Genomic DNA, 14,438 nt, shown 5'->3' on the forward strand with positions numbered 1-14,438 from the left:
CGCCACGACGACGTCCCTGCTCTGGCGAGTGGCTGTTACCGGTCTTTTACCCGCCACGCCGGGCTTCTGCCGCTTTGCACGCTGCCTCCGGGGAATGATGTGGTGCCCGGTAACGAGACGGACAGCGCAGGAGCACACGGTGATGACGCAGCGACCGGTGCCGACGGATGATGTCCAGCGCCTGTACGAGCTCGACGAGCTGGACGCGCTGGGGTCCGGTGTCGAGCCGCGCTTCGACGCCGTCGCCGAGCTGGCCGCCCAGCTGTGCCAGGCACCGATCGCGCTGGTCAACCTCATCGGCGCCGACGGCCAGCATTTCAAAGGCCGTGCCGGGGATGGCGTGGCCGGCCTCACGCCGCCGATCCCGTTCTGCCCGCACGTGCTGACCGGCCGGCAGATGCTGGAGGTGCCCGACGCGGCCGCCGATCCGCGCTTCGGCGGCGAGCCCCTGGTCACCCAGGAGCCCCGGGTGCTGTCCTACGCCGGGGCCCCGGTGCTCAGCGGCCGCGGCCACGTGCTGGGCACGGTGTGCGTGATGGATGTCCGGCCGCGCCGCCTGGCGGCCGGGCAGCTGCGGGGCCTGGCCACGTTGGCCGGCACGGTGGCCGATGTGCTGCAGCTGCGCCACTACGGCCGCCGTTTCGGCCAGGTCACCCAGCAACTGCACGAGGCCGAAGAGCTCAAGCACCAGTTCCTGCGCACCATGAACCACGAGATGCGCACCCCGCTGACCGGGATCAGCAGCTACCTGGAACTGATCCAGGACGGCAGCGTGGACCCCGCCACCGAGCGGGAGTTCCTGCGGGTGATCGAGCGCAACAGCGACCGCCTCCTGGAGCTGATCGATGAGTTGCTGCTGCTGGCCAGCCTGACCGCCCGCACCGTCACGTTCCAGCCCGACCGCGTCGACGTGGCTGCGCTGGTGCGCCAGACGGTCATCGAGACGGTGGGCAAGGCCTGGCACAACGGCGTGGTGCTCACCGCCCATGCCCACGGTGAGGTGAGCGTCTGGGCCGATGCCCAGCGGCTCCGGCAGGTGCTGAGCCAGCTGCTGGACAACGCCATCAAGTTCACCTCATCCGGCGGCCGGATCGACGTCACCGTCTGCGGCGACCCGGTTCCGACGGTGGAGGTCCGCGACAACGGCATGGGCATCGATGCGGCCGACCTGCCGTACGTGTTCGAGGACTTCTACCGCTCCCGCCAGGCCGAGGCGAAGGCGATCGCCGGCACCGGCGCGGGCCTGGCCATCGTCAAGAAGATCATGCGGATGCACGGCGGCACCGTGCACATCACCAGCAGGCCCGGCCAGGGCACCTGTGTGCGGCTGGAGCTGCCCTGCCCGCCACCTCTGCCTGAATCACCGGCTCGCACGGACGCTCAGCGCGACGGCGCGCCACCACCGATGCCGACGCCGCCGGCGCGCCCGAACGGCAGGACGGCACGACACACCGCCACACCAGCGACGGCGAGGAGCCGAACCGTGAGCAGCGACGGCGAGCAGATGTTCGGCGGATTGATCACCGCCCAGCACCTGACCTCCCTGGAGGACTTCCCCGCCCTGGTCACCACCTACGCCGGCTTGGTCGGCCTGACCGCGCCGATGCTGTATGCGGCCGACCTGCAGCACCGGTTCCTGATGCCGCTGCCCGGTCAGCACGATCACAACGGCGAAGAGCTGAAACACCTGCGCATCGACGCCACCATGGCCGGGCGCGCCTTCCGCACCCTGGAGATCGTCCAAGCCCGGCTCACCGACGACTCCCCCGACCCCGATGGGCCGCCCGTCCAGCCGTTCACCGACGACGGCCCGCGACGCTGGTGGCTGCCCCTGCTGGACGGCACCGAATGCATCGGCGTGCTCGGTGTGACCGCCCCCGGCGACGACGAGACCCTCCGGGTGCGGGCCGCCCGGCTCGCCGGCCTGATCGCAGTGATGATTTCCAGCAAGAGTCCCACCAGCGACACCTACGCGCGTCTGGTCCGGGCCCAGCCGATGCATCTGTCGACCGAAATACTGTGGACGCTGCTGCCGGTCAGAACGTTCGCCAACGAGCGGGTGGTCGTCAGCGCCGCGCTGGAACCGGCCTATCTGGCGGGCGGGGACGCCTTCGACCACGCGCTGGCCGGCGACACCCTGCACCTGTCGATCTTCGATGCCATGGGACACGACACCGCCGCCGGGCTGACCTCCACCATCGCGCTGGGCGCCTGCCGCAACCACCGCCGCCAAGGCGCCGACCTGCCGGCCACCGGCGACGCCATCGACGCGGCCATCGCCGAGCAGTTCGCCGGTGACCGCTTCGCCACCGGCGTGCTGGCCGGCCTCGACACCCGTACCGGCCTGCTGACCTGGGTCAACCGCGGCCACCACCCGCCGCTGGTGCTGCGCGGCGGACACCTGGCAGCCGTACTGGAGGCCGAGCCCGACCCGCCGATGGGCCTCGGGGCGGGCGCACTCACCGAACCGTCCAGCTACCAGCTGGAACCCGGAGACCGGCTGCTGCTTTACACCGACGGCATCCTCAAGGCCAAAAGCCCCGACGGCCAGGAGTTCGGCCTGGAGCGCTTCATCGACTTCCTGATCCGCCGCGAGGCCGACGGCTTACCGGCCCCCGAAACCCTGCGCCGCCTCATCCAGACCCTGCTGGAGCACCAGCACGACCATCTCGACGACGACGCCACCGTGCTGCTGGTCGAATGGCGCACCCAGCGCCAATACCAGTTCGTGCCATGACGGCCCGCGTGCACCACGGCATCGTGGTGGTCAGCGAGGGCGAATCGTTCCGCAGCCACCACGAAGGCCCGCAGCCGCATCGGCGGCCGGCCCCTTCCCGGCGTACTTGGTCCGCCCTCCGGAAGGCCCGGTCCAGCACGACGAGCCGGACCGGGCCTGACGCGTTTCCAGCGCGGTGACCGCAGGTCTCGCCGTACCGGCGGCCGTCCGGGCACCGGCACGGCGAGCGGCGAGACGGAGTGGTACAGGTGGGCGGCGCCGAGCCGGGGAGCGCCGGGCGGCTACTTCTTGGTCTTGTCCGCCGACGACTCGGTGGACAGCGCGGCGACGAAGGCCTCCTGCGGGACCTCGACCCGGCCGACCATCTTCATCCGCTTCTTGCCCTCCTTCTGCTTCTCCAGCAGCTTGCGCTTGCGGGAGATGTCGCCGCCGTAGCACTTGGCCAGGACGTCCTTGCGGATGGCGCGGATGTTCTCACGGGCGATGACCCGGGCGCCGATGGCGGCCTGGATCGGCACCTCGAACTGCTGCCGGGGGATGAGCTCGCGGAGCTTCTTGGCCATCTCGACGCCGTAGCCGTACGCCTTGTCCTTGTGCACGATGGCGCTGAAGGCGTCGACCGCCTCGCCCTGGAGCAGGATGTCGACCTTGACCAGCTCGGCCTCCTGCTCGCCGGAGGGCTCGTAGTCGAGCGAGGCGTAGCCGCGCGTGCGGGACTTGAGCTGGTCGAAGAAGTCGAAGATGATCTCGCCGAGCGGCATGGTGTAGCGGATCTCGACCCGGTCCTCGGACAGGTAGTCCATGCCCTGCAGGTTGCCGCGGCGGTTCTGGCAGAGCTCCATGATGGCGCCGATGAACTCCGAGGGGACCAGCACGGTCGACTTCACCATCGGCTCGAAGACCTTGTCCACCTTGCCGGTGGGGAACTCCGACGGGTTGGTGACCGTGACCTCCTTGCCGTCCTCCATGATCACCCGGTAGACCACGTTGGGCGCGGTGGAGATCAGCGAGAGGTTGAACTCCCGCTCCAGCCGCTCGCGGACGATCTCCATGTGGAGCAGGCCGAGGAAGCCGCAGCGGAAGCCGAAGCCCAGCGCCGCGGAGGTCTCCGGCTCGTAGACCAGGGCGGCGTCGTTGAGCTGGAGCTTGTCCAGGGCCTCGCGGAGCTCGGGGTAGTCGTCGCCGTCGATGGGGTACAGGCCGGAGAAGACCATGGGCTTGGGGTGCTCGTAGCCGCCGAGCGGCTCGACGGCGGGCCGGGAGACCGAGGTGACGGTGTCGCCGACCCTCGACTGGCGCACGTCCTTCACGCCGGTGATCAGGTAGCCCACCTCGCCGACGCCGAGACCCCTGTCGGCGATCTTCGGCTCGGGCGAGATGACGCCGATCTCCAGCGTCTCGTGGGCCGCGGTGGTGGACATCATCAGGATGCGCTCGCGCTTGCCCAGGTGGCCGTCCATGACCCGGACGTAGGTGATCACGCCGCGGTAGGTGTCGTAGACCGAGTCGAAGATCAGCGCGCGGGCCGGGGCCGCGGCGTCGCCGACCGGAGCCGGGACGCGCTCGACCACGTGGTCCAGGAGCTCGCGGACGCCGACGCCGGTCTTGCCGGAGACCTTCAGCACGTCCTCCGGCTCGCAGCCGATGAGGTGGGCGATCTCGGCGGCGTACTTCTCCGGCTGGGCCGCGGGCAGGTCGATCTTGTTGAGCACCGGGATGATCGTCATGTCGGCGTTCATCGCCAGGTAGAGGTTGGCCAGCGTCTGCGCCTCGATGCCCTGCGCGGCGTCGACCAGCAGGATCGCGCCCTCGCACGCCTGGAGCGAGCGGGAGACCTCGTAGGTGAAGTCGACGTGCCCGGGAGTGTCGATCATGTTGAGGACGTAGTCGGTCTCACCGACCTGCCACGGCAGCCGGACCGCCTGCGACTTGATCGTGATGCCGCGCTCGCGCTCGATGTCCATCCGGTCGAGGTACTGGGCGCGCATGGAACGGTCGTCGACCACGCCGGTGATCTGCAGCATGCGGTCGGCAAGCGTCGACTTGCCGTGGTCGATGTGCGCGATGATGCAGAAGTTGCGGATCACCGCGGGATCGGTCTGGCCAGGCTGAATACGCACCGGTGTCCGTTTCGACGGGATTGATGTGATCAGGAGCTGGTAAATCCAGCCATCTTCCTAGCAAGTTTAGCGAGAGGGCCGATGGCTTCATCCCGCAGGGGAAACCGCCCTCACCGCCGCCCCGCGGCATCCGGGGACGGCCCCTCCCCGCGGCGCTCCCGTACCGGCGGCCGCGGCCCCGGCGTTGACCCGGGCGGGAGAAGCGCGATGACATGTCCCGATGACGAGAAGGATCACGGTACGGCGGGTGCTCCGCCTCCTCGCGGGGGCGGTCGCCGCACTCCTCGCGATTCCCGCGATGACTGCGGTCTTCTTCTGGCTCGAGTTCACCGGGACGCCCGGACCCGGGGCCAGGAGCACCGGCCACGACGCGCTCTGGCTGGGGCACGCCTGGGTGGACGGGCGCAGGAGCGAGGCCGACGTGAAGGCGATGGCCGTACGGCTGCGCGGGACCGGAATCAAGGACGTCTACGTACACGCGGGCCCCTTCAAGTTCAGCGGGGAGCTTCCCGCATCGAAATATCCCAATGCCAAGAATTTCCTGAAATGGTGGAAGGCCGAGCTGCCGCAGGTCCGGGTCTCCGCCTGGCTGGGGCAGAAGGTCGACTACGGCCTCGACCTCGGTGACCCGGCCTCCCGGCAGCGCGTGCTGGACGGCGCGCGCGACATCATGGCCGCCGGGTTCGACGGCGTGCACTACAACTTCGAGCCGATCACCAGCGGCGACGCCGGCTTCCTCGACCTGCTGGAGCGGACCCGGCCGCTCGTCGGCGACGGCGTGCTGTCCACCTCCACCCCGCAGATCGAGCCGCTGCCCCTCATGCGCCCGGTCGCCCGCGCGGCCATCGACCACGACAAGTACTGGCTGCGCGACTACTTCCGCGAGGTCGTGGACCGCGTCGACCAGGTCGCGATCATGACCTACGACTCGTTCCTGCCGCTCGAATCGCTCTACGGCGGCCACGTCGTACGGCAGGGCACGCTCGCCCTCGATCTCGTACCGGAGGGCAAGACCCTGCTGATCGGCGCCCCCGCCTACCACGACCACGGGGTCCCGTGGCTCGACGCCGCCGAGAGCGTCGCCGTCGCCGCCGAGGGCGCCCGGCTCGCCCTGAGCGGGCACGGGACGCCCCGCGAGAGGTTCGGACTGGCGCTGTACGTGGACTTCGCGGCCACGGAGGAGGACTGGGCGGAATACACCCGGTTCTGGTACCGGCCGTAAGCGGAGAACGGTAGACTTGTGCAGCATTCCTCTGTCCAGTGCGCTGATTTGAGCGACCACCTGGGCAGTTGGTAGCCTGTTCAACTGCGTGTGGCGCGCCCTCTCTGCCCGCGCGCCCCATCCGACGACATCACCGAGGCTTCTTCGTGGCGAACATCAAGTCCCAGATCAAGCGCAACCGGCAGAACGAGAAGGCCCGGCTGCGCAACAAGGCTGTCAAGTCGTCCCTGAAGACGGCGATCCGCAAGTTCCGCGAGGCCGCCGAGCAGGGCAACGTTGACGAGGCCGTCGCGCTCCAGCGCGCCGCCGCCCGCCAGCTGGACAAGGCTGCCAGCAAGGGCGTCATTCACAAGAACCAGGCCGCCAACCGCAAGTCGGCGATCGCCCAGCGCGCCGCCGCCCTGACGGCCGCCAAGTAACCCAGGTTCTTCACCGGCGCCGCACCCCGTCACGGGGTGCGGCGTTTCGGCGTTCACGGCCCCCGCCGCCGACCGGCGCCGCGGCGTCCGGCCGGACGCCGACCGGCCGCTCCCCGTCTACTCCAGGGCGGCGAGCACCTGCCTGAGCAGTGCGGCCAGGCGCCGGCGGTCCTCCTCCGACAGCACCGCCAGCGCCTCGTGCTGCGGTTCCAGCCCCGCGGCGACGGCCTCCTCGATGACACGGAGCCCGGTCTCGGTGAGGCTGACGCGCAGGGCCCTGCGGTCGTCCGAGTCGGGGGTGCGGGTGATCAGGCCCGCCCGCTCCAGCCGGTCCAGCCGCCCCGTCATGCCGCCGGAGGTCAGCATGAGCGTGGCGGTCATGGCCTTGGGCGAGAGCGTGTAGGGCGCCCCGGCGCGGCGGAGGGTGGCGAGCACGTCGAACTCGCCCCGGCCGATGCCGTACTCCTGGTAGATCTCCGCGACCCGGTCCCCCATGAGGCGGGCGATCCGGTAGATCCGCCCGAAGACCGCCATCGGCGACGCCTCGAGGTCGGGCCGTTCCCTGCGCCACTGCGCCACGATCCGGTCGACAGGATCCTCTCCGGGCTGCGCTGTCATGCCGCCATTCTAACTTGACGCTAAATAACTTAGTGCTAAGTTACTTGCATACAAGCTTCACTCAAGGAGCTCTCGTGTCTTCTCCCTGCGCATCTCCGGCCGTCCCCGTTCCCACCGCTCCCGCTTCCCTGGCCGCAGACTCCACGATCCTGCACTCCGCAGCCCTGGACTCCAGCGCGCCCGCCCCCATGAGACCCGCCTCCCCGTCCCGGGATTCCACCTCCCCCGACCACGGCGACCCCGCTCCCGCCCCGCCCGGACCGCACGGCAGCCCTCCCGGGGACTCGGCCCCCGCGGCCCGCGGCGACCTCCTCCTCGTCCTGGTCACCGCCCTCGCCCCCGCGGTCTGGGGCAGCACCTATCTGGTGACCACCGAGTTCCTTCCGCCGGACCGGCCGCTGTTCACCGCCCTGCTCCGCGCGCTCCCCGCGGGTCTGCTCCTGGTCGCCGCGACCCGTACGCTCCCCCGGGGCGGCTGGTGGTGGCGGGCCGCGGTTCTCGGCGGACTGAACATCGGCGCGTTCTTTCCCCTGCTGTTCCTGTCGGCCTACCGGCTGCCGGGCGGCGTCGCCGCGGTGCTCGGCGCCGTCCAGCCGCTCATCGTCGCGGGCCTCACCCGCGCCGCGCTCCGGGAGGCCGTTCCCCTCCACCGCGTGCTCACCGGGGTCGCCGCCGCGGCCGGGGTCTCCCTCGTCGTTCTGCGCGCCGAAGCCGCTCTCGATCTCCTGGGCATCGTCGCCGGGCTCGTCGCGGCGGCGGGGATGGCGGCCGGGATCGTCCTCACCCGCTCGTGGGGCAGGCCGGAGGGGGTCGGGGACCTGGCGCTCACCGGCTGGCAGCTCACCGCGGGCGGCCTGATGATCGCCCCGGTCGCCTTCGCGGTGGAGGGCCCGCCCCCGGCGATGGACGCCGCGGCCGCGGGAGGCTACCTCTGGCTGGGCCTCGTGGGCACCGCCGTCGCCTACACGCTCTGGTTCCGCGGCATCGGACGGCTGCCCGCCCTCCAGGTCTCCCTCCTCGGCACCCTGAGCCCGCTCACCGCCGCGCTCCTGGGCTGGGCCGCCCTCGGCCAGTCCCTCACCTCCCTGCAGCTCGCCGGCTTCCTCATCGCCATCGCCGCCACCTCCCTCGGCCAGTTGCCGGCACCCCGGCGCGCACGCACCGGCCGCCGCCCCCGGCCCGCTCCCCCCGCCGCCACGCCCCACCGCCGGTGACCTCCCCCTCCCGCACCGCCACCGCGCCGAACGGCCCGGGAATCCTTCCCGACCATCCTTGACATGAAAATTTCACAATCCGTTGACAAGCGGAAAACGCTTTCCTACGGTGGCCATTGTCCGGACGCGGACGCCGTCCAGGGATGCGGCGCATCCGCGGACGGCGAGTACTCGCTGGGGGGATTCCGAAAGCGCAGGCTGCGGCCTGCCGGACCGGCAAGGAGCTCGACTGTGAGACATGCATCCAGCGCGAAGGCGATCACCGCCGCCCTCACCGGCGCGGCCGTCGTCGCGGCCATGGCGGCCGGCGTGTCGGCAGCCTCCGCCTCCGCCGCCCCCGCACCCGGGGCCTACACCCTCGTGAACGCCGCCAGCGGCCTGTGCCTGGGCGTTCCCGGCGCCTCCACCGCGGACGGCGTGCAGCTGACCCAGAACGCCTGCGGCGGGCCCGGGCAGACCTGGAACCTCACCGCGGCCGGCGCGGGCTTCCGGCTCATCGCCGCACACAGCGGCAAGTGCACCGGGATCGCCGGGAACAGCACCTCGGCAGGGAAGGCCGCTCTTCAGCAGGCCTGCATGGAAAGCGCTTTCCAAACATGGGAGCCGGAACTCGTCAGCGGGTCGACCTACCGGGTGGTCAACACCGGCAGCGACAAGTGCCTCAACGTCAAGGACAGCTCGGCCGCCGCCGGAGCCCTCGTCCAGCAGAACTCCTGCGACTCGGTGACCAGCAAGAGCTGGACGCTGAAGGCCGCAGGATCCGGCCCCTCGCCCACTCCCACCGTGACCCCGACGGTCACCCCCACCACGACGCCTCCGCCCGGGAACGCGAACGGCCTCGTCGGCTGGGCCGCCCAGGGCGGCGGAACCACCGGCGGCGGCAACGCGGCACCGGTCACGGTCACCAGCGCCTCGGCCCTCACCAGCGCGCTCTCCGCGAGCGGCGCGTCGGTGATCCGGGTGTCCGGCACCATCTCCTGCTCCGGGATGCTCAAGGTGACCTCCGACAAGACCGTCATCGGCGGCTCCGGAGCCACCATCGCCGGCTGCGGGCTCAACATCACCCAGGCGTCCAACGTCATCGTCCGCAACCTGACCTTCCGCGGCTGGAACGACGACGGCATCCAGGTCCAGTACTCCACCCGGGTGTGGCTCGACCACAACTCCTTCAGCGACGGCTACGACGGCGCGCTCGACGTCAAGCGCGCCAGCGACTACGTCACCGTCTCGTGGAACAGGTTCTCCGACCACGACAAGACGATGCTGCTCGGCCACAGCGACGGCAACGGCGGCGAGGACCGCGGGAAGCTGCGCGTGACCTACCACCACAACTGGTTCGACGGCACCAACCAGCGCCACCCGCGGGTGCGGTTCGGCAACCCGGTCCACGTCTACAACAACTACTACGCCAACGTCGGCAGCGGAGGCGGGTACGGCGTGGCCTCCACCGAGGAGGCCGGCGTCCTGGTCGAGGGCAACTACTTCGAGAACACCGCCGACCCCTTCCACCGCGGTGAGGGCTCCTCCGACCCCGGCGGCCTGGTCGCCCGCAACAACCACTTCGTGAACTCGGGAGCGGGGGACGCCGGCGGCAGCGTGGCCTCCGTCCCCTACTCCTACACGCTCGACCCCGCCTCCAGCGTCAAGTCGATCGTGAGCGCCGGAGCCGGAGCCGGCCGGATCTCCCTCTGACGCAGACCCGTGTGCTGAGGCGCCGGGCGGCGGCCGGTCGCCCTCGGCCACCGGGCACCGAGCCCTCCGCACGAGCAGGGCCGGCGGCTCTCATCGGTGACGGCGCGTCTGAACTCCGCCCGGCACCTCAGCACGCCAGGTGATCGGATCCACCGGTGGCCGGGCTTCCCGTGAAGCCCGGCCACGCCGCCTGCCATCGCTCGGCGCCGCCTCCCCGCCCCGTCCTGCAACCGCCCGGCCGGCGCGCGCAGGCGGGAGCCCGCACGCAGCGAGGCCCGGGCGAACGCCGCTCAGCGACCGGTACGGCTCGCCACGATGGTCTGGATCGTGCGCTCCAGCGCGTAGGCCGGGTCGGCACCGCCGCCCTTGACCTGCTCGTCGGCGGCGGCGACCGCCTGCAGCGCGCGGGCGATGCCGTCGGGACCCCAGCCGTTCAGCTGGTTCTGGACCCGGGTGACCTGCCAGGGCGGCATGCCGAGGTGACTGGCGAGTTGCCCGCCCCGCAGGTTGCGCGGGGCCCCGCCCACCTTGGCCAGCGAGCGCAGGCTCCTGGCGAGCGCGCTCACCAGCAGGACCGGGGCCGTCCCCGTCGCCAGCGCCCAGCGGAGCTGTTCCAGCGCGTCACCCAGCCGGCCCTCGACGGCCGAGTCCGCCACGGTGAACCCGCTGACCTCGGCCCGGCCCCGGTGGTAGCGGGCGACCGCCGCCTCGTCGATGACCTTGCCCGGGGTGTCGAAGGCGAGCTGGCTGCAGGCGGCGGCGAGTTCTCGCAGGTCGCTGCCGACGGCGTCGAGCAGGGCGGAGGCCGCGTCACCGCTGACGGTCCGCCCGGCCCGCTTCAGCTCGGCCTTGACGAAGGCGAGCCTCTCTGCGGGTTTGGTCGGCTTGGCGACGGCGACCACCTGCGCCCCGGCCTTCTTCACCCCGTCGACCAGCGCCTTGCCTTTCACCCCTCCGGGATGGACGAGGACCAGTGTCGTCTCCTCCGCCGGGCGGGCCGCGTAGGAGACGAACTCGGCGATGACCTCCTTGGCGAGATCGTGGGCCGAGCGCACGACCACCACCGACCGGTCGCCGAACAGCGACGGCGAGGCCAGCCGGGTCAGCTCACCCGGCTCCACCTTCCCGCCGACCAGATCGTGCGTCTCCGCCGCCGGGTCCGCCGCCCGCACCGCCGCGATCACCTCGCCCACCGCGCGGTCGGCCAGCAGCTCCTCGTCGCCGACTATCAGGGTCACGGGTGCCGGATCGCTTGCCGCCATGCCGAGCAGCATGCCACGTCCCGGCCTCCGACCCCCAATCGTCAAGTCGTTCGCAATCCGTGTGCAGGCGCCACGGGGCAGTCTCGGGAGCGAGCAAGGAGGTGAAGTGATGAAGTCCGCCGCTTACCGCCACGCCTGCCCGCGCTGTGGCACGGCCCTGGACGAGGGGCCCATCATGTACCGCTGCGCACACTGCAGCCGTTCGGTCTACGCCGCCGACGTGGACACCGAGTTCCGCCGCCCCGTCCCGGCCTCGGCCTGACCTTCACCGCCGGGTAGAGGGATCGGGGAGGGAGCCGCTCCGGGGCGTCCGCCATCCGGCGGAGGACGGGGAGGGGCGTCCCCTGCGGATGTCCTCGGGGAACCGGTGGTGCGGGGGGCGACGGGACCTCGCCGGTCTCCCCGCCGGGACGCGGACCACGGGTCCGTCAGGGCGGGGCCCTACCCGCGGGTCAGGGGACGACCCCGGGTGACGACGGCCAAGCCTCCGCCGCGGGCCACCACGGCCAGGTCTCCCGACAGGTCGGTCCGGTAGGTCCGCATGCCGAGGCGGTTCAACCGGGCCAGGGTCGGCGGGGCGGGATGGCCGTAGTCGTTGCCCGCCCCGGCGCTGATGAGCGCGGCCCGGGCGCCGACGGCGGCGAAGAAGTCCGGATCGTGCCTTGCTGAACCGTGGTGCGGGACTTTGAAGACATCGGCGGGAGGGAAGCCCCGGCGGAGCAGCTCCGCCTGCGCCTCGGTCTCGATGTCGCCGCTGAGCAGCGCGCTTCCGGCCGCCCACCGCACGTGCACCACGACACTGGCGTTGTTGGCCTCCGTGCCCGCCCCTCCTCCGCTCTCCCCGGGCGGCCCGTCGGGCGGCCCGACGACCGTGAGTTCGGAGGGGCCGAACCGCCAGCACGCCCCCGGCCGCGCCTTCCATGCGGTGACCCGGCGGCGGGCGAGGTCCTCGCTCAGCCTGGCGGACCCCCGCTCCGTCCGCGTGCCGGGGCCGACCAGCACCGCCCCCACCGCCCGCCCCCGGAAGACCCCGTCCAGGCCGCCGGTGTGGTCGGCGTGCGGATGGGTGAGGACGACCAGGGGAACCTGCTCGATCCCCATGGACCGCAGGCACCGGTCCATGGGGACCGGATCGGGGCCCGTGTCCACGACCACCGCCCGGCCCGGCCCCGCGGCGACCAGCAGCGCATCACCCTGGCCGACGTCGCATGCCACCAGGAGCCAGCCGGGAGGCGGCCAGCGGGCCGCGACCGTGCTCGTGAGGACGGTCGCGGCGAGCACCCCGGACAGCACGGCGGCGGCGATCCGGCGCGACCGGCGGTGTCGCAGTACCAGGACGGCGACCGGCGCGGAGACTGCCAGCAGGAGCAGCCCGGAAACGCCACCGGGCCAGGGGAGCACCGCCAGCGGGAGCCCGGCGGCGTGCCGGGCGACCTCGATGATCCACCCCGTGGCCAGGCCCGCAGGGCGGACCAGCAGTTGGGCGACGGGCATGAGCACCGGCGCGGCCAGCGCCGCGGCGAACCCGAGCAGGGTCGCGGGCGCGACGGCCGGACCGGCGAGGAGATTGGCGGGGACCGCCACCGGGGTGAGCTGACCGGACATGAGGACCAGGACCGGGGTGACGGCGGCCTGCGCGGCGGCGGGGACGGCGACCGCCTCGGCGATCCAGCGCGGGACCCGGCGGGACGCCCGCCCGGCCATCCGGTCGCGCCAGCGGGGGGCGAGCGTCAGGATGCCCCCGGTGGCGCACACCGAGAGGGCGAAGCCGTAGGACCTGGCCAGGGCGGGGTCGAACAGGATCAACCCGAGAACGGTCACCGACAGGGCGGTGACGCCGTCGCGGGAACGGCCCGTACCGAGCGCCACCGCGGCGACGGTGCCCATGAGGAGCGCTCGGAGCACACTCGGCGACGGGCGGGCGACGACCGCGAAGGCGAGCATGGCGAGCACCGCGAGCACCGCCCTGACCGCGAGCGGCAACCCGGCCGTCCGGGCCAGTGCCACGGCGGCCCCCGCCACGATCGCAAGATTCGCACCGCTCACCGCCAGCAGGTGGCTGAGCCCGGCCTCTCTGAAGTCGGAGGTGACCTGCGCGTCCATTCGGGAGACGTCGCCGACGACCAGCCCGGGCAGCAGGCCGCGCTGGGCCGGGGGCAGCACGTCGGCCGCCTCCCGCAGCCCCGCCCTGAGCGCACCGGCCGCGCGCTGCACCCACGATGGCCCGTCCAGGACCCGCGGGGAGCCCCGGACGAGGACCACCGCCGCGAGCAGGTCGCCGGAGTCGGCCGGGCCGAACCGCCCCCGCAGCCCGATCCGCTGGCTGGGCAGCAGCGACCGCCACTCTCCGCCCGAGACCAGCAGCACCACCGGCGCCCGCACCCGCACCCTGCCGGTCGCCGTCTCGACCGCCTCGACCCGTGCCGGCACCACGAAGCCCTCCCGGCCGGGCACCGCCCCGCGCCGCCCGCTCCCCCCGCGGGACGCCCCTCCCCGTCCGATCTCCCGGGGGTCGTCCGTCAGCACCGCCTCCACCGTCGCCGAGGCCCGCCGTTCCACGAGCGCGGCCACGGGCCCGGTGCCGGTGGCGTGCACCCGGAAGGCCACGGTCCCGGCCACCGCCGCCACACACCCGAGCACCGCGATCACCACGTTTCCCCAGGGATGGCGAGGGCCCGCCGGACCCCCCGCCGCGCCGCGGCACGGGTCTCGCCTCTGCCGCGCCGCGCCGTACCGGTGAAGGGAGGGCGGCGCCGGCGCCGGGGAGCAGGCCGGCCGTACCGGCGCGGCCGCGGCGCGTGGCACCGCCGGGGGACGTCTCCGCAGGCCGGGAAGATGGACCCGCAGCGCGACGATGAGCGCGGAACCTGCCGCGGCGACGCTCACCAGGGCACCGGCCGGTGCCGGGTGGCCCAGGAGGACCAGGGCGGTCGCCCACGAGGCGAGCGCGGGCAGGACGAGCCCGAGCATGTGCACCGGGAGTCCCGGGAAGGCGGCCCCACCGGAAGGAACGGTGCCACCGGAAGGAAAGGGATCAGGAGGAGAAGCACGGCCGGGGCGCGAAGCGGGGGGTCCCGCCGGGCTCGGATCTGCCGGGAAGGCGGGACCGGTCACCTGGCCGCGCTCCACGCGGGGAGGGCCGCGCGGGTTCTCA

At 72.4% G+C, this 14,438-nt stretch carries 10 protein-coding genes; 6 read left to right on the forward strand and 4 right to left on the reverse strand.

Going from position 1 to position 14,438, the window contains the following annotated elements; translation table 11 throughout:
* The first annotated feature begins 142 nt into the window (after positions 1-142).
* On the forward strand, positions 143-2,737 hold the full coding sequence (locus FHS22_RS18750; RefSeq protein ID WP_184943402.1) for a SpoIIE family protein phosphatase: 2,595 nt from the start codon (positions 143-145) through the stop codon (positions 2,735-2,737).
* A 281-nt stretch (positions 2,738-3,018) separates the two neighbouring features.
* Here FHS22_RS18750 and lepA read toward each other — a convergent pair whose 3' ends face one another.
* Entirely contained in the window at positions 3,019-4,857 is a 1,839-nt protein-coding gene (lepA, locus tag FHS22_RS18755) for a translation elongation factor 4 (protein WP_184943404.1), read from the reverse strand.
* 220 nt (positions 4,858-5,077) lie between these two features.
* On the opposite strand from lepA, the gene FHS22_RS18760 reads away from it, so the two are divergent.
* Positions 5,078-6,079, forward strand: a complete 1,002-nt coding sequence (locus FHS22_RS18760; RefSeq protein WP_184943406.1) for a glycoside hydrolase family 18 protein — start codon at positions 5,078-5,080, stop codon at positions 6,077-6,079.
* Between the two features lie 146 nt (positions 6,080-6,225).
* Positions 6,226-6,498: a 30S ribosomal protein S20 gene (gene rpsT, locus FHS22_RS18765; RefSeq protein ID WP_184943407.1), complete on the forward strand. Its 273-nt coding sequence runs from the start codon at positions 6,226-6,228 to the stop codon at positions 6,496-6,498.
* Positions 6,499-6,615: 117 nt separating this feature from the next.
* Here the strand turns inward: rpsT and FHS22_RS18770 are convergent, their stop codons facing one another.
* A complete protein-coding gene (locus tag FHS22_RS18770) occupies positions 6,616-7,116 on the reverse strand; it encodes a MarR family winged helix-turn-helix transcriptional regulator (protein WP_184943409.1) in 501 nt (166 codons plus the stop codon).
* 74 nt (positions 7,117-7,190) lie between these two features.
* On the opposite strand from FHS22_RS18770, the gene FHS22_RS18775 reads away from it, so the two are divergent.
* Together FHS22_RS18775 and FHS22_RS18780 are read left to right on the forward strand one after the other, a co-directional pair.
* On the forward strand, positions 7,191-8,330 hold the full coding sequence (locus FHS22_RS18775) for an EamA family transporter (RefSeq protein ID WP_338047810.1): 1,140 nt from the start codon (positions 7,191-7,193) through the stop codon (positions 8,328-8,330).
* A gap of 231 nt (positions 8,331-8,561) precedes the next feature.
* Complete coding sequence (locus tag FHS22_RS18780) at positions 8,562-10,022, forward strand: pectate lyase family protein (RefSeq protein ID WP_338047811.1); 1,461 nt, start codon at positions 8,562-8,564, stop codon at positions 10,020-10,022.
* A gap of 290 nt (positions 10,023-10,312) precedes the next feature.
* On the opposite strand, the gene holA is transcribed toward FHS22_RS18780, so the two are convergent.
* Positions 10,313-11,296: a DNA polymerase III subunit delta gene (gene holA, locus FHS22_RS18785; RefSeq protein ID WP_184943411.1), complete on the reverse strand. Its 984-nt coding sequence runs from the start codon at positions 11,294-11,296 to the stop codon at positions 10,313-10,315.
* Between the two features lie 97 nt (positions 11,297-11,393).
* Here holA and FHS22_RS18790 point away from each other — a divergent pair, with 97 nt between their 5' ends.
* The gene (locus tag FHS22_RS18790; protein WP_184943412.1) at positions 11,394-11,546 is read left to right on the forward strand and encodes a hypothetical protein; all 153 of its coding nucleotides are present in this window, start codon (positions 11,394-11,396) and stop codon (positions 11,544-11,546) included.
* A gap of 179 nt (positions 11,547-11,725) precedes the next feature.
* Here the strand turns inward: FHS22_RS18790 and FHS22_RS18795 are convergent, their stop codons facing one another.
* The gene (locus tag FHS22_RS18795) at positions 11,726-14,254 is read right to left on the reverse strand and encodes a ComEC/Rec2 family competence protein (RefSeq protein WP_184943601.1); all 2,529 of its coding nucleotides are present in this window, start codon (positions 14,252-14,254) and stop codon (positions 11,726-11,728) included.
* Positions 14,255-14,438 lie beyond the last annotated feature (184 nt).

Source organism: Thiemannella venezuelensis (genome assembly GCF_014203605.1).
GTDB classification, from domain to species: Bacteria; Actinomycetota; Actinomycetes; order Streptosporangiales; family Streptosporangiaceae; genus Planomonospora_A; species Planomonospora_A venezuelensis.

Bases quoted from the DNA above. Each gene is read 5' to 3' on its own strand.
- FHS22_RS18750 (WP_184943402.1), top strand. From the start codon at position 143: ATGACGCAGCGACCGGTGCCGACGGATGATGTCCAGCGCCTGTACGAG.
- FHS22_RS18760 (WP_184943406.1), top strand. From the start codon at position 5,078: ATGACGAGAAGGATCACGGTACGGCGGGTGCTCCGCCTCCTCGCGGGG.
- FHS22_RS18770 (WP_184943409.1), bottom strand. From the start codon at position 7,116: ATGACAGCGCAGCCCGGAGAGGATCCTGTCGACCGGATCGTGGCGCAG.
- holA (WP_184943411.1), bottom strand. From the start codon at position 11,296: ATGCTGCTCGGCATGGCGGCAAGCGATCCGGCACCCGTGACCCTGATA.
- FHS22_RS18790 (WP_184943412.1), top strand. From the start codon at position 11,394: ATGAAGTCCGCCGCTTACCGCCACGCCTGCCCGCGCTGTGGCACGGCC.
- FHS22_RS18795 (WP_184943601.1), bottom strand. From the start codon at position 14,254: ATGCTCGGGCTCGTCCTGCCCGCGCTCGCCTCGTGGGCGACCGCCCTG.